Genomic DNA, 16,908 nt, shown 5'->3' with positions numbered 1-16,908 from the left:
CGATCATAATTTCACAGTTTGCCCCTTTGCTTTGGAACCGGTTCCATTTAGGGTTTTTCTATTCGTTATGGGCAGCCATCTGCCATGGAGTAGAACATGAAACCTGACATCATCGTGGTGACCGCCGCCTATGGCCATGCTCAAATCGCCGCGCTCGGCGGTCAGCGTGCGCTGCTGCCGATTATTCAGCAGGCGGGCGCTGACGGCGTCGAAATTCGCCGCGAGTTGCTTGATGACGCGGCACTGGCGACGCTGCCGTCGCTGGCCCAGGCGGTGGCGCAGCATCAGCTCCACGCCAGCTATTCGGTGCCCGATACCCTGTTTTGTGACGGCGGCGAAATCAATCCGCGCATAACTCACTACGTTGAAGAAGCGCGCCAGTTAAACGCGCAGCGACTGAAGCTGGCGCTGGGCGACTTTACCGGTGCGCTGCCACGCGACACGCTGCAGGCGCTGCTGGCCTCGCTGCCGTTTCAGCTGACGATAGAAAACGATCAGACCGAACAGGGCCGGCTGGCCCCGACGGTGGCGTTTTTTACGGCGGTCAGGGAAGCCGGGCTGGCCATTAACATGACCTTTGATATGGGCAACTGGTGCTGGACCGGTGAGGATGCCGGTCAGGCGGCAGCATTGCTGGCCGCGCAGGTGGGCTATGTGCATGTCAAAGCCGCAGTGCCGCATCAGGAGAGCTTCCGGGCGATTGCGCTGGATGATGCTGACGACTGCTGGCTCGCCCTGCTGCAACAGCTACCGGCTACCGCGCCGCGCGGCATCGAATTTCCGCTCGAAGGCGACGATCTGACTGCGGTGACACGCCACTATGTGTCGCTGCTGCGTAACGTGTAAGGAGTAAAGATGATGACGCATCACACTATGCATCATAACGGTCCGCTTGATGTTGTCACGATTGGTGAGGCGATGGCGATGTTCGTCGCCCGTGAAACCGGCGACCTGGCCGCAGCAGAGACCTTTGTGAAACGTGCCGCGGGCGCAGAGCTGAATGTCGCAACCGGCCTTGCCCGTCTTGGTCTGAAAGTGGGCTGGGTCAGCCGCATCGGCGATGACGCCTTTGGCCGGTTTATCTGTCAGCAGCTGGAAAAAGAGGGGATCGACCACGCCCGGGTGACGGTCGATTCGCGCTATCCCACAGGTTTTCAGCTGAAGTCCAAAGTCGATGATGGTTCCGACCCGCTGGTGGAGTATTTCCGTAAAGGTTCGGCGGCCAGCCATCTGTCGGTTGACGATTTCGACGCGGACTATTTCGGCTCGGCGCGTCATCTGCACCTGAGCGGTGTCGCGGCGGCGCTGTCAGAGAGCTCGCTGGAACTGCTGAAACACACTGCGAAAGAGATGCGGTCGCGCGGTAAAACGATTTCGTTTGATCCTAACCTGCGGCCGGTGCTGTGGCGCAGCGAAGAGGAGATGCGTAAGCAGCTCAACCTGCTGGCAGAGTACGCCGACTGGGTGCTGCCAGGCGAAAAAGAGGGACTGATCCTCACCGGCTATCGTCAGCCGGAGGCGATCGCGGATTTCTATCTCGACAAGGGCGTGAAAGCCGTCGTGATAAAAACCGGGTGTGACGGTGCCTGGTATAAAACGGCTCAGGGTGAACAGGGCCAGGTGGCGGCGGTCAGGGTTGAAAACGTGGTGGATACCGTCGGGGCGGGTGATGGCTTTGCGGTAGGGGTGATCAGCGCCCTGCTGGAAGGTCAGTCGCTGCCGCAGGCGATCCGTCGCGGAAACAAAATTGGTTCGATGGCGATTCAGGTTATTGGTGACAGCGAAGGTCTGCCGACGCGTCAGCAACTGGGCGATGTGTAGTCAACGCCCCCTCTACAGACACAGGAGTTCCCGATGAAAAAGCAGACAATCGCGCCAAAACGGTGGTGGTTCATCATGCCCATCGTGTTTATCACCTACAGCCTGGCCTATCTCGACCGGGCCAACTTCAGCTTCGCTTCTGCTGCCGGGATTAATGATGATCTTGGCATCACCAAAGGCATGTCCTCGCTGCTGGGGGCGCTGTTCTTCCTGGGGTACTTCTTCTTCCAGATCCCGGGGGCGATTTATGCCGAACGCCGCAGCGTGAAGAAACTGATTTTCTGGTGCCTGATCCTGTGGGGCGGCTGTGCCTCCCTGACCGGGGTGGTCAGCAATATTCCGATGCTGGCGGCAATCCGCTTTATCCTGGGCGTGGTCGAAGCGGCCGTAATGCCGGCGATGCTGATCTACATCAGCAACTGGTTTACCAAATCGGAACGCTCCCGCGCCAACACCTTCCTGATCCTGGGGAACCCGGTGACGGTGCTGTGGATGTCTGTGGTTTCCGGCTATCTGATCGAATCTTTTGGCTGGCGCGAGATGTTCATCATCGAAGGGATTCCGGCGGTGATCTGGGCGGTGGCCTGGTGGTTCCTGGTGCAGGATAAACCTTCGCAGGCACGCTGGATGAGCGATGCCGAGAAAGCGGCGCTGCAGGCTGAACTGCAGAAAGAGCAGGAGAACATCAAAGCGGTGCGCAACTACGGCGAAGCGTTCCGCAACCGCAACGTGATCATTCTCTGCCTGCAATACTTTGCCTGGAGCATCGGCGTCTATGGCTTCGTACTGTGGCTGCCGTCGATTCTGCGTAACGGGACCCAGATGGGTATGGTGGAAGCGGGCTGGCTCTCTGCGGTGCCTTATCTGGCCGCGACTATCGCGATGGTGGTGGTCTCCTGGGCGTCAGACAAAACCCAGAACCGTAAGCTGTTTGTCTGGCCGCTGCTGCTGGTCGGGGCGCTGGCGTTCCTCGGCTCCTGGCTGGTGGGGTCGAACAATTTCTGGATGTCCTACACCCTGTTAGTGATCGCCGGTGCCGCGATGTATGCGCCTTACGGCCCGTTCTTCGCCATTATTCCTGAGATGCTGCCGCGCAACGTCTCCGGTGGCGCGATGGCGCTGATCAACAGCATGGGTGCGCTGGGGTCGTTTATCGGTTCGTGGATTGTCGGCTATCTTAATGGGGCTACCGGCAGCCCGGCGGCCTCCTACATCTTTATGGGATCAGCCCTGCTGGTGGCGGTGTGGCTGACGCTGATTGTGAAACCGGCGCAGAACACAGCGCCGCCGCTGCAGAGTGCAAAACCGGCCTGAAAGCGTAAGCGCTGAAGGGGGCTGACCCGGCGTCAGCCCACCGGCGCAACAATGCGTCTCTGTTTCTCCGGGCGGCCTGCAGGCCGCCCGCTACTTATTGATCGGGAGCGACCGAATGAAACCCGCTGTAATTCTCTACAAAAAACTGCCTGACGATCTCTATGCCCGCCTGGCTGAACAGTGTGACGTGACGGAAATCAGTGACCTCTCGCCAGAAAATCAGCAGCAACACGCTGAGGCGTTCCGGCAGGCCGAGGGGCTGCTGGGATCGGGCGGTAAAGTGAACGGGGACCTGCTGGCAAAAATGCCGAATCTGCGCGTCTGCTCCAGCGTCTCGGTAGGCTATGACAATTTTGACGTCGAGGCGCTCAACCAGCGTAACGTGGTGCTGATGCACACCCCGACCGTTCTGACCGAAACCGTTGCGGATACCATGATGGCGCTGGTGCTGAGCACGGCGCGCCGCGTGCCGGAGCTGGATGCCTGGGTCAAAGCGGGCCACTGGCAGAAGAGCATCGGCCCGGCGCAGTTCGGCATCGACGTGCATCATAAAACCCTGGGTATTCTCGGCATGGGCCGTATCGGCATGGCGCTGGCGCAGCGCGCCCACTTTGGCTTCGGCATGAACATCCTCTACAACGCACGCCGTGAACATGAAGAGGCGCAGACGCGCTTTGGCGCACGGCGCTGTGACCTGGAGACGCTGCTGAAAGAGAGTGATTTCGTCTGCATCAGCCTGCCGCTGACGCGCGAAACGCACCATCTGATCGGTGCCGCTGAACTGGCGCTGATGAAGCCGGATGCGGTGCTGATTAACGCCGGTCGCGGGCCGGTGGTGGATGAACAGGCGCTGATCGCCGCGCTGCAGGCGGGCAAGCTGCACGCCGCCGGACTGGATGTGTTTGAGCAGGAGCCGGTCGCTGCCGACTCTCCGCTGCTGTCGCTGCCCAACGTGGTCACCCTGCCGCACATCGGTTCTGCCACGCATGAAACCCGTTACGGCATGATGCAGGATGCGGTGGAAAACCTCATCGCTGCGCTCGGCGGAAGCGTCGATAAAAACTGCGTTAACCCGCAGGCGCTGAAGTAATCCTCACGCCTTTCCATTGCGCCCGCCGATGGCGGGCGTTATGGTGGACCCCCGATTCGCTATCACAAATATTTAACCGCTATGTCCTTTTCTCAGTTCGGCGACAAATTTACTCAACATTCCGGCATCTCACGTCTGATGGAAGATATGGGCGCGGGCCTGCGTACGCCTGGCACTATCATGCTGGGCGGCGGTAATCCGGCGCAGATCCCGGCCATGAACGACTACTTTCAGCAGCTGCTGCTGCAGATGCATGAGGAAGGCAAACTCAGCGAGGCGCTCTGTAACTATGACGGCCCGCGTGGTAAGGCGACGCTGCTGGCGTCGCTGGCAGCACTGCTGAGCGAGCAGCTTGGCTGGCCGATCACTGCGCAGAACATCGCCCTGACCAACGGCAGCCAGAGCGCCTTCTTCTATCTGTTTAATCTGTTTGCCGGTCGCCGGGCCGATGGCAGCAAAAAGCGGGTGCTGTTCCCGCTGGCGCCGGAATATCTGGGCTATGCGGATGCCGGTCTGGAAGAGGGGCTGTTTGTCTCGGCGAAGCCGAACATTGAGCTGCTGCCGGAAGGGCAGTTTAAATATCATGTCGATTTCGAACATCTGCCGATGAACGATGAGGTCGGGCTGATCTGCGTCTCGCGTCCCACGAACCCCACCGGCAACGTCATCACTGACGATGAGCTGATGCAGCTCGATGCGCTGGCGCAGCAGCATGATGTGCCGCTGCTGATCGACAACGCCTACGGCGTGCCGTTCCCCGGCATTATCTTCAGCGAGGTCCGTCCGCTGTGGAATCCCAATATCATCCTCTGCATGAGCCTGTCAAAACTCGGCCTGCCGGGCGCGCGCTGCGGTATCATTATCGCTGACGAGAAGACCATCTCGGCGCTGAGTAACATGAACGGCATCATCAGCCTGGCGCCAGGCAGTATCGGCCCGGCTATCGCCCACGAGATGATCGGTCGCGGCGATCTGCTGCGTCTCTCTGAAGAGGTGATTAAGCCGTTTTATCAGCAGAAGGTGCAGCAGACCCTTGCAATCCTGCGACGCTATCTGCCGGAAGATCGCTGCCTGATCCACAAGCCGGAAGGGGCGATTTTCCTCTGGCTCTGGTTCCGCGATCTGCCGATCACGACAGAACTGCTTTATCAGCGCCTTAAGGCGCGTGGCGTGCTGATGGTGCCGGGCCACTTCTTCTTCCCCGGCCTGGAGCAGGCGTGGCCGCACACCCATCAGTGTATGCGGATGAATTATGTGCCGGACGCGGAGAACATTGAGCGGGCGGTGCAGATTCTGGCGGAAGAGGTCGAAATCGCCTGGCGCGACAGCTAATCCAGCGGCGTGCTTAACGACAGCTGGCACCACTGTGCCAGCTGCTGAATCGCCTGTTCCACCTCCCGGTTCCAGCCGAACCCGGCATTGAGCCGGAAGCAGTGATCGTAACGCGGGTCGGTGGCGAAAATGTGTCCCGGCGCAATGCCGATCCCCGCGTTGCGCGCTTTCAGAAACAGCTCGCGGACGTTCAGCGCCTGTCGGGGCATCTCCACCCACAGCACGTATCCCCCTTCCGGATCGGACACCCGGGTTCCCGCCGGAAACTCCCGCAGCACCGACTGGCGCATTTCATGGATCTGCCGCGCCAGCTCGCGCCGCAGCTTGCGCAGGTGAGCGTCATAGCCGCCGCTGCGCAGCAGCTCCGCCACCGCCGCCTGCGACAGCACCGAGGTGCCCATGGTCGAGGTATATTTCAGCGAGGCGATTTTACGCATGTAGTTGACGCTGTGAACCCAGCCGATACGGATGCCGGGCGCCACGGTTTTCGAGAAGCCGCTGCAGAGAATGGCGTTGGGGCTGAAGGCGCGCATCGGAAAGGGACGCCGCTCGCCAAAGGCGGTATCGCCGAAGATATCATCCTCAATGATCACCACATCGTTTTCATCGGCCTGGCGGGCAATATAGGCTTTCTGCTCGTTGGGAATGCTCTTGCCCAGCGGGTTGTTGACGTTACAGAGGGTAAGAAAGACCCGCACCGCCCGGCGCTGAAACAGCCCGGTCAGCTTCGCGACATTGATATATCCCTCCGGGCCGGCTTCCACCTCGATCACCCGCAGATTGAGGTTATGCAGCATCTGCAGCAGCACGAAATAGCAGGGCGACTCCACCGCCACCACATCTCCCGGCTGGGTGGTGGCCCGCAGCGACAGCGAGATCGCCTCGATGCAGCCGTTGGTGATCAGGATATCATCGGCGCTGATATTGCAGCCGTAATCGACCGCGCGGCGGGCGATTTCCATTTTCAGCGGCGCATAGCCGGTGCCCTTGACCGTATTGCCGAGCAGGGCCGGTTTGCTGTAGCCCATCTGACGCATCAGCAGGCCGAGGCGCCTGACCGGATAGAGCGCGCTGTCGCCGTTAGCCAGATCGAGCCGCACCCGGCAGTCTGAGCCGAGCATCGCCAGGTGCAGTTCGGTCTGCTCATCCAGCGGGGCGATGGCGCGCGGCTGTTCGCTGACGGCGGGCAGCTGGCGCGCCAGGGGCCGCTCCGGCGCAACGAAAAAACCCGATTTGGGACGGGCGACGGCGTAGCGTTCATCCTCCAGCGTGCGCAGGGTTTTCAGCGCCGTGGTCAGGCTGACATTGTACTGGGTCGCCAGCGTGCGCACCGACGGCAGACGACTGTCGGGCGCCAGCGAACCGGCATGAATGGCCTGCTTGATCTGTTCGGCTATCTGGCGGTAACGACTGCGCTGACTCTCCTGCTCACCGACAATATCGGCCATCTGTTCCACCCCATATCGCGCTGATCTGTGCATATTCAACAGAGTACATTCAAAGTACTTTAGGCTGCATCTCTTAATTATTCATGACGCTAAACAGCCCGGCGGTGCCGGGTTCAGGCCACCGCGTGGTGCCGTTCACCTGAAGGAAATGTGAGAAATGAATAATCTGCCCGCCATGATGAAAGAGATTGAGACGTATCTGTCACCCGCCATTATTGCGTCGGCGCAGCGTTGTGCGGCCCGTCTGCTGGCGGTGTTACCCCGGACGCGGCAGCCTGAGGAGAACCGGGTGCTACTCGCCTATGGCGGGGGAAAAGACAGCAGCTATATGGTGGCCTGGGTGCGTTACATCCAGGGGCTGATCTGGCAGCAGCAGGGCCGCACCTTCTCGCTGCGGGTCAGCACCAACCGCCATGCGGGGATGAATCAGAGCGTGATGGAGAATATCGACCGCGTTTATCAGGCGCTGGCCATGCACGACGATGAGCGGGTGGAGTGTCTGGTGGTGGATGGCCTGCTGATCCGGCCTTTCAGCCGGGACCTGCCGATGCCGGAGAGCGTGCGGCAGCAGAATCGCAACGATGTGCTGATGAATGGCCACCGGTTTCGTGCCGATGCCCGCTCGACCTTCTGCAACGCCTGCAACCTCAGCATGGTGAACTCCTTTGGCCTGGCGGCGGACTACAACGGCGGCGTGGATCTGATTATCACCGGTGACTCGCCGCAGGAGCAGGCCGCCTATCTGGCCTGGGCGCGCCATCTTTCACGCCTGTTTGATGCGCCGGTGGCGGACAAAAGCCGGGGCTTCAGCGGGTTTCTGCAGACGCTGGACGGCGTGGCCGGCCGCTACTTCAGCGAGGTGTATGGTGCCGATCAGCTGACGCCTGCGCACCGCATCACCCATCAGCTGGCGCGCGATCCGCTGTTTTTCAATATCTATCAGGACACCGCCTATGAGGCGGGCGCGCACTGGGCGCTGCTCAGCGATTTTATGGGCTTCCGGTTTGATGCGCTGATGTTCAGTTTTTCTGAATCCGACTGCGGTAATCCGACGCTGATGGCGCACCTGCGCGGTCTGCGGGCCGAAACGCTGCTGCAGCGCAGCTATGGTGAAGGGATCCGGGAATATGTGCGTTTTGCGCTGGCGCTGATGGTGAAGAAAGAGTTTCCACCCGTGCTCATCGACGAGATGGCGGCGCGCTATCAGGATGAGGCCGCCATCCAGCGGCAGCGGCAGCGCGCTAGCGCGTTTGCGCGGGAGGCGTTTGATCTGCGCGACGAACAGCTGATCTGCCTGATCTACTCCCCCTTCCTGGGACAGGGCGCGCAGCTCGGTCAGTGGCTGGCGCAGCAGCAGATTCCGCTCGATGAGGCGGCTATCCGCGACCTGCTCGATCAGCGCAGCGACGATCTGGCGCTGGCCCGGCAGCTGATGCAGCGCTCCGGCATGACGCTGACGCAGATGCGGCACTGCTGGCAGAGCAGGCCGGTCAACTCGCTGCTGGAGGGAAAAAGTGACGATCCGCTGTCGCGCGTCCTGCGCTTTGATCCCCACAAGGCGGTGATTCAGGTCAGTAACGGTGTGCTGAACGACATCGTGACGGAAATCATTTCCGGGCGTTAACCCGGTAAGGCAAGGCGATGAAGAAGATTTTCCTGCAAATTGGCGCCACCCGCGACGGACTTAACCCCTGGTGTGCGGTGGCGAAGCGCGACGGGTACGTTACCGTGCTGGCGGAGATGGGCGACTTTATTGATTACCAGTCGATTAGCCTGGCGCTGCCGTTTGATCTGATCATTCGCCTCGACCGCCCTGAAAACCCGTGGGAGGTGATGCAGGCCTGTCTGCACGCCGGTTTACTGGTGCATCCGACGGTGGTGCTGGCGGGCTTTGAAGCCTATAACACCAGTGCCGGACGGCTGCGTGAGATGCTGGCCGGGCCGGACGCGCCCGCCGCCTTTATCCCGCTGGATAAGTATGCGCAGCGCATGGCGCTGAAAAAAGCCTGGCCGCGCTTTCCGCAGCCGGAGTTCCGCTTTTTCGCCTCGCCGCTCAGCATTCTGGAGGCCGGGCAGGCGCTGATCTATCCCTGCGTGGTGAAACCGGTGGATGGCGGCGGCGGGCTGGGCATCTGGCTGATCGAGCACGCGGGCCAGCTGCACAGCGTAGTGCAGAAGCTGGTGCAGACCATGAACTACGGCGGGCGCGGCTTCAGCGGCTTTATCGTGGAGAGCGCGCTGACGGGCACGGAGTTTTCGCTGCAGGGCGTGGTGCATCAGGGCGCGCCTCAGGCGCTGACCTGCTGTCAGAAAGTGATTGAGCAGCCGCGGGATGTGGAGGGCTGCGTCAGCTTCTGTGAGTCGGGGCATGTGGCGATGGCGGCCACGGCCCTGCCTGCGTCGTTCATCAGCCTGATGCGCTTCTGCTGTGAAACCTTTGGCTACCGTCAGGGCGCGTTTCACATCGATTTTATCGTGGTCAACGGCGTACCCCATTTTCTGGAGATGGGGTTCCGGCTCTCTGGCATGGGGGTGGCCGCGCTGGTGCAGGCGGTGACGGGCGTCAACTGGGCGGAGATCGCTTTCCGGCTGGAGGCGGGCGGCACGTTGCCCCGCTTTGCGTTTGCCGGCTCCGGCGCGGTCGGTCAGCTGCGGTTACGGCAACCGGCGCAGCTGCAGGCGGCCGAACGCTGGATCGACGACCATCAGCAGGGCGCGCTGCTGCCCGTCCTCAGATTGCCTGCGTTGCAGGTTTCGCCCCGTTCATCGCTCTATGCCGATCTGACCCGCCATGCGGGCATTCTGGCAACGTTCAGCCTCTCCGCAACCTCGCGGGAACCCATTATGACCACGTTTCAGCAGATCGTTGACGCTCAGCCCGTCAGCGCAGGGAGAGACAAAGTATGTGCAGGATGATTATGGCGCACGGCCGGTTCGACAGCGCGCAGATTCTGGAGGCGGCGCGCGCCATGAGCTGTGGCGAAAGTGCCGATCACGATGGCCCGATAAAGTCGCACCCCAACGGCTGGGGCTGCCTGTGGCTCGACGCGGGGGAGATCCGCACCCTGCACGGCACCGGCCCGTTCGCCGACGCGCTGCCGGGGATTGATGTGGATCGCCTGCGCAGCCGGTTTCTGGCGGTGCATGTCCGCCACGCCACGCTGAGTAAAAATCAGGGAATGGCGTTTTCTCATCCGCTGTGGCGCAACAGCGGCGGACATCAGTGGTACATGATGCATAACGGTTTTCTGCCGACGATCTATCGCCACCTCGGCCTGGCGGCGTCGCGCTTCGATTCGGAAGAGTATCTGCATTATCTGGTGGACGCGATCACGCCCGCCGATTTCACCCGCGACTATCTGCGCGCAAAGATGGCGCAGGTTGAGCCGGGCGGCAGCGCGGGCAATGCCATTTTCGTTACCCGCGACAAAGCCTGGGCGTGGCAGTGGTATCCGCACGACACGCCCTGGCCCGACTATTTTACGATGCACTTTCAGCAGCAGGAGGATTGCACGCTGATCGCCTCTGAACCCGTAGTGATACCTGGCAGCGTCGGTAACTGGCGGCGAATGAACAATCATGAACTCTATGAGATACCGTTTAGGGAGTGATAAAGATGGCAATTTTCAATCAGTTCCGCGTGATTAATCCCAACATGTTTGTGGAATCAACCTGGCTGGATGACATCGTGACCGCCAGGGTGCCGCTGCTGGTGCTGCGCAATTTTCTGACCCCTGCGGTGCGTGAGGCGGTGGTGGCTGACCTGCAGCAGTGCCGGGAGAAGATCCGGGTTTCCCACTATCCCAACGGCGCGCTGACCACGCTTGGCCCCTTTCTGGCACGCCACACCGCCGCCCCCGATAACTACTTTACCGAACTGCGCGATATCCGGCCGTCACTGCCCGCCTCGCTGGAGACGCTGCGTGAGCAAATCTACCGCTGGGTTGAGCATGCGCTGCGGCTGGAAAGCCTGCGCGTCGCCCATGAGCCGGGGAAAGGGGACTACGCCGGTTCTATCGTCCGTTTTCACGCCGATGGCGTCGCGAACCCGCTGCATAACGACAATATCGTGCGCGATGCGGCCGCCACCTCGCTGGCGGTGACGAACATCCTGCATCAGCTCAGCTGCGTGGTCTGCCTGCAGGAATGCAGTGCGGGCGGAGCGCTGCGCATCTTCAACAAAAAGTGGGCGCCGGAGGATGAGCAGTTCAAGACGGCCGGTGAGCTGGGGTATCGCCGCGGGGTGATCGAAAACAGCGAAATTTGCGAATTTTCGCCGCGCAATGGCGATATTTATCTGTTTAATCCCGCTTTTTATCATGAGATCGATCGGGTCGACGGGGACACCCGCATCACGATGGGGTTCTTTTTCGGGCTGACCGACAAAAAGATGAAACACGCTATCGCCTGGAGCTAAGCCGGGCTGTGCCAGAAGAGGAGAAGGGAATGACGACGTTTGAAAAAATTACTGCGCTGCTGGATCAGCATCAGGCCAGCTACCGGGTGGTAGAACATGCGGCGGTCGGGCAGACCGACCAGATCAGCGCGATACGCGGCAATGCGCTAAGCCAGGCGGCCAAGGCGATGGTGCTGGAGGTCGTGATGCCCGACGGTGCGCCATCGCGTCCGTTGCTGGCGATTGTGCCGGGCGACTGCCGGATCAATTTTAAAAGCGCGGCGCGCGCCATCGGCGGTAAAAAATCCTCTTTTGCCGATCCGGCAGAGGCGCAGGTGCTGACCGGCTGTGTGATGGGGGCGGTGCCGCCCTTTAGTTTTGATGACCGGCTGGCGCTGCGGGTGGATACGCGGCTGCAGCAGGCCGGCACGCTGTGGTTTAACGCGGGCGAGCTGGAGAGATCGATCGCGCTGGCGGTGGATGACTATTTTCGCATCGTGGGGGAGGCGTGCTGCGCTGATATCGCCACCCCGATCGCGATTACTGCCTGAGGGCGGAACAAGGAGTTTCTGATGTCGGTTAAAGATATGTTGTTAGCGCTGTGCGTGGTGGTGGCGTGGGGCGTGAATTTTGTGGTGATCAAGCTGGGGCTGCAGGGCATGCCACCTTTCCTGCTGGCCGGATTGCGTTTCACTCTGGTCGCGTTTCCCGCCATTTTCTTTGTGCGCCGTCCGCCGATCCCGCTGCGCTGGCTGGTGGTTTACGGGATGACCATCAGTTTTGGTCAGTTTGCCTTTCTGTTTCTGGCGATTCAGCTCGGCATGCCCGCCGGGCTGGCCTCGCTGGTGCTGCAGGCGCAGGCCTTTTTTACGCTGCTGCTGGGGGCGCTGCTGCTGGCGGAGAAACTGCGCTGGAATCACATCACCGGCATTATCATCGCCACGCTGGGGATGTTTATGCTGGCAACGTCAGGCATGGCCGGGCGGGTCAGCGCCGGGATTACGCTGACCACGATGATGCTGACGCTGTCGGCGGCGCTCTCCTGGGGGCTGGGCAACATCACCAATAAGATCATTATGCGGAACCGCAGCGTGCCGATCATGTCGCTGGTGGTCTGGAGCGCGCTGGTGCCGATCCTGCCTTTCTTTGCCTGCTCGCTGCTGTTTGATGGTCAGGCCGCGATCGTGGATAGCCTGCTGCATATCGACCTGCAGACCGTGCTGGCGCTCTGCTATCTGGCGTTTATTGCGACCGTGGTGGGCTACGCCATCTGGGGAAACCTACTGAGTCGCTACGAAACCTGGCGCGTTGCGCCGCTGTCGCTACTGGTGCCGGTGGTGGGGATCGTTACCGCGGCGCTGGTGCTGGATGAGCACCTCTCCGGGCAGCAGATGCTGGGGGCGCTGGTGATTATTCTGGGGCTGCTGATCAACGTATTTGGTGGCGTGCTGGGGCAGCGTCTGGCGATGCGAACGCAGTAGTCAGTTAACTATCGCCGCGGCGTCAACCCTCTGGGGCATGGCGTACAGGCCCCGCGCCCGCTGACATAAAAAAAACGCCGCTAACGCGGCGTTTTTCATCGTGCTCTCTGACTCACACGATTACTTCAGAATCTCAATACGGCGTGGTTTCGCCTCTTCCGGCACCAGACGTTCAAGGTCGATGCTCAGCAGACCATTTTCGAGACGGGCGTCGCGGACCACGATGTGGTCGGCGAGCTGGAATTTGCGCTCGAAGTTGCGTTCGGCAATGCCCTGATACAGGTATTTGCGCTCGGCCTGCTCTTCAGGATGAGCACCCCGCACCGTCAGCACGTTATCGTGCGCCGTGATATCCAGTTCGCTCTGAGAAAAACCGGCCACCGCAATCGTGATGCGATAGTGGTTTTCATCGACCAGTTCTACGTTATAAGGAGGATAGCCGCCGTTGCTCTGATTCTGGTTAGATTCGAGCAGGTTAAACAGGCGATCAAAACCGATAGCAGAGCGATAAAGTGGGGTGAGATCAAAATTACGCATATTAAGACTCCTGAAATTCAGCAAGTTTTGGCAACCTTCCACTATTGGACAGGCTGGATACGGCACCTCATCCTCCCTTACGGCAACGATGAGTGCGTCCGTACACTAAAAATGGGTATCAGAAGGGGATTTTCAAGAGGGCAAAACGCAATTTTTTTCGCCAATCTGAGGAAATGACATACACTCAGGATTACTTTTGCCAGACCCGAACGGACTTCGCCCCAGAGTGTTGACGTTGTCTGGCAGGCCAACTCAGCCAGGCTTCTGCCATGACTGAAGGGATGATGATAATGAAATTGTTGAAGACCTTACCTCTGGCTGGAATGATTTGCTGCACAATGGCGACAACCGGCTGCTCCAGCATGATGTCTCACACCGGTGCCAGTCAGGGCTACTATCCGGGCACCCGCGCCAGCGCCGATATGCTGACTGACGATCAGACCAGCTGGGCGCTGAAGCCGCTGGCGTTAATCGATCTGCCTTTCTCTGCCGTGCTGGATACGCTGCTGCTGCCGTGGGACTACTATCGCAGCGACAGAGATAAAACGCTCGACTCGCCGCGGGAACGCATCCTGCAGAGTGAAAGGCTGGCGCACACTCAGGAGAGCCTGGCGCAGGCGCAGCCGATGCCCGCTATGGCGTCTCAGCCGCAACCGTAAAGAGCTGCCGCCAGCCCGCAACCTCGCGCATAAAGGCAATCTGACAGCCGTCCGGTGACCAGACCACCGCGTCCCCCGATGGCGCATCCTCCGTGCGGGGTGTCAGCCGCTGACACGCGCCGCTCTCCACATCACATCGCATGACACTGTTATCACAGATAAAGGCGATCGCCTCTCCGTCTGGATGCCAGCTGAAAGCGGACTGGATGCTGTGGCTGAGACGGGTGATCTGTCGCGGCTCGCCGCCCTGGGGTGACACCGTCCAGAGCTGAATAGTCTGCCCGGCATCCGCCATCAGAAACGCAATCTGGCGACCATCGGGCGCAGAACGCAGCCAGTGGCGCGGCTGCAACGCGACGCCTCTGCTGTGCGTCAGACGGCGCTGCTGAACACCGGCCGGTGGCGCAGGCAACTGCTGGCTGCTGCCCTCCAGCGGCTGCTCGCCGGGACGGGCGTAATCCTCCAGCGCCTCAGGCAGATCGACAATAAAGATTTCAGGGCACTTTTCGCCCTGCGCCGTCAGCGTGTCGCCAATAAAGGCGATGGCCCAGCGCTGCCAGCTGCCATCCGCTTTCTGATAGCCCCGTTCGCCGATCCAGCACTCTTCATAGGCCCGGTTAATCTGATCGCTGCCGGGTTCCAGGTCCGCCTGCGTCTGGCTTACCAGCAGGCAGAAATAGCTGCCGTCATATTCGCGCGGATGCTGTTTTTCGGGCCTCACGGCGCGCAGCGGCACGGCGATGCCAACGTTGCGCAGATCGAGACGACGGTCCCGCTCATGCATCACATGGTCATTGTAGGTAAAGCTCAGGCGCGAACCGTCCGGGCTGAAGACGTGGACATGCGAGCCGCCGCGCAAGGCGCCGGGCGTGAAGGGTGGCGTGATATCGCAGGCATCCAGATTGATCGCCGCGCCGTTCTGCACGATGACGCCACGCCGGTGGTGGAAGTCATACTGCCAGCTGGCATCGGGATGTTCGGGGCCGTGAATGCAGACGTAGCGCGGCGGCAGATCCGGGCTGACGGTCACCACCCCGACGTGGGCTCCGTGCTGCGCCCGGTAGAGCACCTCCACCTCCCCGGTCATCACATTGACGCGCTCGATGGTCTGGCTGGTAAATGACGCGCCAGAGGGACGCACGTCAAAGGCCAGCCACTGGCTGTCGGCTGTCCAGACATTGATATTGGTGAGCTGGTGCTGACGGGCAGCAAAGGTGATCTGTTTTTCTGACATGATGAAACCCGTGGAGAAAGAGTTGCCCGACAAATTACGCGATTCTGTTTTGCGGTGCAGCTTTTTTACCGGATTAAAAAGGCCGGGCGCGCGTGGCCCGGCAGAGCGCAGGGGCGTTACAGCACCAGCTCTTCAATGGCATGCGCAACGCCATCTTCCATATTGGTTCGGGTAATAAACTGGGCGATCTGTTTGACCGAATCGATGGCATTGCCCATTGCGACGCCCGTTCCGGCGTACTCGATCATCGCCAGGTCATTCTCCTGATCGCCAATCGCCATCACCTCTTCCTGTTTCAGGCCGAGTTTTTCTGCCAGCATTCTGACGCCCTGACCTTTGTTCACCCGGCGGTCGAGGATTTCGAGGTAATAGGGGGCGCTCTTCAGGATGGTGTAGGTCTGCTTAGCCTGTTCAGGCAGGCGGGCAATCGCCTCGTCGAGCAGGGCAGGTCGATCGATCATCATTAATTTCGGGAAGCGCATGGCCGGATCCATCTCCTCCACGGCGCGGTAGCGCACCGGAATACCGGTCAGGCTCGCCTCGTGGATGGTGAATTCGCTGATGTCTTTGTTGGGGGTGTAGAGATGGGATTTATCGAACGCCTGAAAATGGACGCCAAGTTCACGCGCCAGCTTCTCAACGTAGAGATAGTCGTCAAAGGTCAGGGTCACTTCCGCCACGCAGTCGCCATTTTCAGCCTGATGAACCAGCGCACCGTTGTTGCTGATCGCGTACTGGCCAGGCACCTGCATATCCAGCTCCATCAGATAGCGCTGGATGCCGACAAACGGCCGGCCCGTGGTCAGCACAATCGCCACCCCCTTCTCACGGGCGCGATCCAGGGCAGATTTCACCCCTGGCGTGATCTCATGTTGCGGATTGAGCAGGGTGCCATCCATGTCGATAGCGATCAATTTAATAGCCATAGAGTCCTCGTTGCGTCTGGGTTTTACTCAATGCTAGCGCGATTCAGCGCACATTGACCAGTTTCATGGCAGGCGGGAACGGCACCCTGGTCGCCGAGGTCAGGCGGTAAAGAGATCGCGATGGATTTTCATCACCGCTTTTCGGATAGTTGCCGGTTCGCCGGGCGCGCAGCAGGGGCGGTGAATGTCGTGCGGGAAGAAGAGGGCGAACATGCCGGGCATCAGCGTAATCACCGACTCGTTCAGCGTCTTCTGGTAAAACACCACGTCGCGCTGCTGAGCAAAATCTTCGGTGATTTGCTGATCGGGATGGGCGCGGGCAACGCCGATGTTCTCGGTGCCTGCCAGCAGATACTGAATATCAACGTAGTTAAAGTGCGACTCCGCACGGCGCGCGCTGGCCGGTTCGGTCATCATCTCCTGCACCAGACAGAACATTTTGTCGTCGGGCAGGATCGCATATTTCCCGGTTTCCAGCTGGCTGAAATCTGTGCCGGCAATCCAGCTTATCGCCTGATCAACGACCGGATGAAAGGCGTGACGTTCTCTGTCCCAGTCGTGACGATCGCAAACAATCATGGTGTAACTCCCTGTTATGAAGTGTGCGCCGGAAGAGCGCAAAGAGAGGCAAGAGTAAGGGAGCTGACCAGGTTAAAACGTGATCGGGATC

17 protein-coding genes are annotated in these 16,908 nt (G+C 60.3%); 12 read left to right on the top strand and 5 right to left on the bottom strand.

From position 1 onward, the window contains the following. Positions 1 to 96: 96 nt before the first annotated feature. From ACNY69_RS17850 to ACNY69_RS17830, 5 genes are all read left to right on the top strand, one after another. Positions 97 to 846: a sugar phosphate isomerase/epimerase family protein gene (locus ACNY69_RS17850; RefSeq protein WP_111141070.1), complete on the top strand. Its 750-nt coding sequence runs from the start codon at positions 97 to 99 to the stop codon at positions 844 to 846. Between the two features lie 9 nt (positions 847 to 855). Continuing rightward, positions 856 to 1,821 (top strand): sugar kinase, encoded by a 966-nt coding sequence (locus ACNY69_RS17845; RefSeq protein ID WP_293773516.1) that lies wholly within the window; start codon positions 856 to 858, stop codon positions 1,819 to 1,821. 33 nt (positions 1,822 to 1,854) lie between these two features. Beyond that, entirely contained in the window at positions 1,855 to 3,135 is a 1,281-nt protein-coding gene (locus tag ACNY69_RS17840) for an MFS transporter (protein WP_111141066.1), read from the top strand. 115 nt (positions 3,136 to 3,250) lie between these two features. After that, complete coding sequence (ghrB, locus tag ACNY69_RS17835) at positions 3,251 to 4,225, top strand: glyoxylate/hydroxypyruvate reductase GhrB (RefSeq protein ID WP_367395948.1); 975 nt, start codon at positions 3,251 to 3,253, stop codon at positions 4,223 to 4,225. A gap of 81 nt (positions 4,226 to 4,306) precedes the next feature. Further along, complete coding sequence (locus tag ACNY69_RS17830; protein ID WP_111141062.1) at positions 4,307 to 5,557, top strand: valine--pyruvate transaminase; 1,251 nt, start codon at positions 4,307 to 4,309, stop codon at positions 5,555 to 5,557. Here ACNY69_RS17830 and ACNY69_RS17825 read toward each other — a convergent pair. Next, positions 5,554 to 7,005, bottom strand: coding sequence for an aminotransferase-like domain-containing protein (locus tag ACNY69_RS17825; RefSeq protein WP_418799398.1), 1,452 nt, complete (start codon positions 7,003 to 7,005; stop codon positions 5,554 to 5,556). The two genes, ACNY69_RS17830 and ACNY69_RS17825, sit on opposite strands and share 4 nt — an antisense overlap. Positions 7,006 to 7,162: 157 nt before the next feature. On the opposite strand from ACNY69_RS17825, the gene ACNY69_RS17820 reads away from it, so the two are divergent. The 6 genes from ACNY69_RS17820 to ACNY69_RS17795 are packed head-to-tail and all read left to right on the top strand — an operon-like array spanning position 7,163 to position 12,882. Beyond that, positions 7,163 to 8,629: a hypothetical protein gene (locus ACNY69_RS17820; protein WP_111141060.1), complete on the top strand. Its 1,467-nt coding sequence runs from the start codon at positions 7,163 to 7,165 to the stop codon at positions 8,627 to 8,629. 17 nt (positions 8,630 to 8,646) lie between these two features. Then, entirely contained in the window at positions 8,647 to 9,921 is a 1,275-nt protein-coding gene (locus tag ACNY69_RS17815) for an ATP-grasp domain-containing protein (protein ID WP_293773509.1), read from the top strand. Further along, positions 9,909 to 10,616 carry a class II glutamine amidotransferase gene (locus ACNY69_RS17810; RefSeq protein WP_418799396.1) on the top strand — a complete coding sequence of 236 codons (708 nt, stop codon included), beginning with the start codon at positions 9,909 to 9,911 and terminating at the stop codon, positions 10,614 to 10,616. Before ACNY69_RS17815 ends, ACNY69_RS17810 begins: the two co-directional genes overlap by 13 nt. A gap of 5 nt (positions 10,617 to 10,621) precedes the next feature. Further along, positions 10,622 to 11,422, top strand: coding sequence for a 2OG-Fe(II)-dependent halogenase WelO5 family protein (locus ACNY69_RS17805; RefSeq protein WP_418799394.1), 801 nt, complete (start codon positions 10,622 to 10,624; stop codon positions 11,420 to 11,422). A gap of 29 nt (positions 11,423 to 11,451) precedes the next feature. Further along, positions 11,452 to 11,952 carry a YbaK/EbsC family protein gene (locus ACNY69_RS17800; protein ID WP_418799392.1) on the top strand — a complete coding sequence of 167 codons (501 nt, stop codon included), beginning with the start codon at positions 11,452 to 11,454 and terminating at the stop codon, positions 11,950 to 11,952. Positions 11,953 to 11,973: 21 nt separating this feature from the next. Continuing rightward, positions 11,974 to 12,882 (top strand): EamA family transporter, encoded by a 909-nt coding sequence (locus ACNY69_RS17795; protein ID WP_111141051.1) that lies wholly within the window; start codon positions 11,974 to 11,976, stop codon positions 12,880 to 12,882. A gap of 120 nt (positions 12,883 to 13,002) precedes the next feature. Here the strand turns inward: ACNY69_RS17795 and ibpA are convergent, their stop codons facing one another. After that, entirely contained in the window at positions 13,003 to 13,419 is a 417-nt protein-coding gene (gene ibpA / locus ACNY69_RS17790) for a small heat shock chaperone IbpA (RefSeq protein WP_009088277.1), read from the bottom strand. Positions 13,420 to 13,709: 290 nt separating this feature from the next. Here ibpA and ACNY69_RS17785 point away from each other — a divergent pair, with 290 nt between their 5' ends. After that, the gene (locus ACNY69_RS17785) at positions 13,710 to 14,078 is read left to right on the top strand and encodes a YceK/YidQ family lipoprotein (protein WP_418799390.1); all 369 of its coding nucleotides are present in this window, start codon (positions 13,710 to 13,712) and stop codon (positions 14,076 to 14,078) included. Here the strand turns inward: ACNY69_RS17785 and ACNY69_RS17780 are convergent. The 3 genes from ACNY69_RS17780 to ACNY69_RS17770 all read right to left on the bottom strand — a co-directional run bounded on the left by ACNY69_RS17780 (position 14,053) and on the right by ACNY69_RS17770 (position 16,817). Then, positions 14,053 to 15,312: a DUF3748 domain-containing protein gene (locus tag ACNY69_RS17780; protein WP_418799388.1), complete on the bottom strand. Its 1,260-nt coding sequence runs from the start codon at positions 15,310 to 15,312 to the stop codon at positions 14,053 to 14,055. The two genes, ACNY69_RS17785 and ACNY69_RS17780, sit on opposite strands and share 26 nt — an antisense overlap. A 116-nt stretch (positions 15,313 to 15,428) precedes the next feature. Further along, positions 15,429 to 16,238: a sugar-phosphatase gene (yidA, locus tag ACNY69_RS17775; protein WP_418799386.1), complete on the bottom strand. Its 810-nt coding sequence runs from the start codon at positions 16,236 to 16,238 to the stop codon at positions 15,429 to 15,431. A gap of 99 nt (positions 16,239 to 16,337) precedes the next feature. After that, complete coding sequence (locus tag ACNY69_RS17770) at positions 16,338 to 16,817, bottom strand: NanQ anomerase/TabA/YiaL family protein (RefSeq protein WP_418799384.1); 480 nt, start codon at positions 16,815 to 16,817, stop codon at positions 16,338 to 16,340. Between the last annotated feature and the right edge of the window lie 91 nt (positions 16,818 to 16,908).

Origin of the sequence: Pantoea graminicola (genome assembly GCF_048452665.1) — a bacterium.
Lineage (GTDB): Bacteria > Pseudomonadota > Gammaproteobacteria > Enterobacterales > Enterobacteriaceae > Pantoea.
This window is presented reverse-complemented; position numbering and strand designations above follow the sequence as displayed.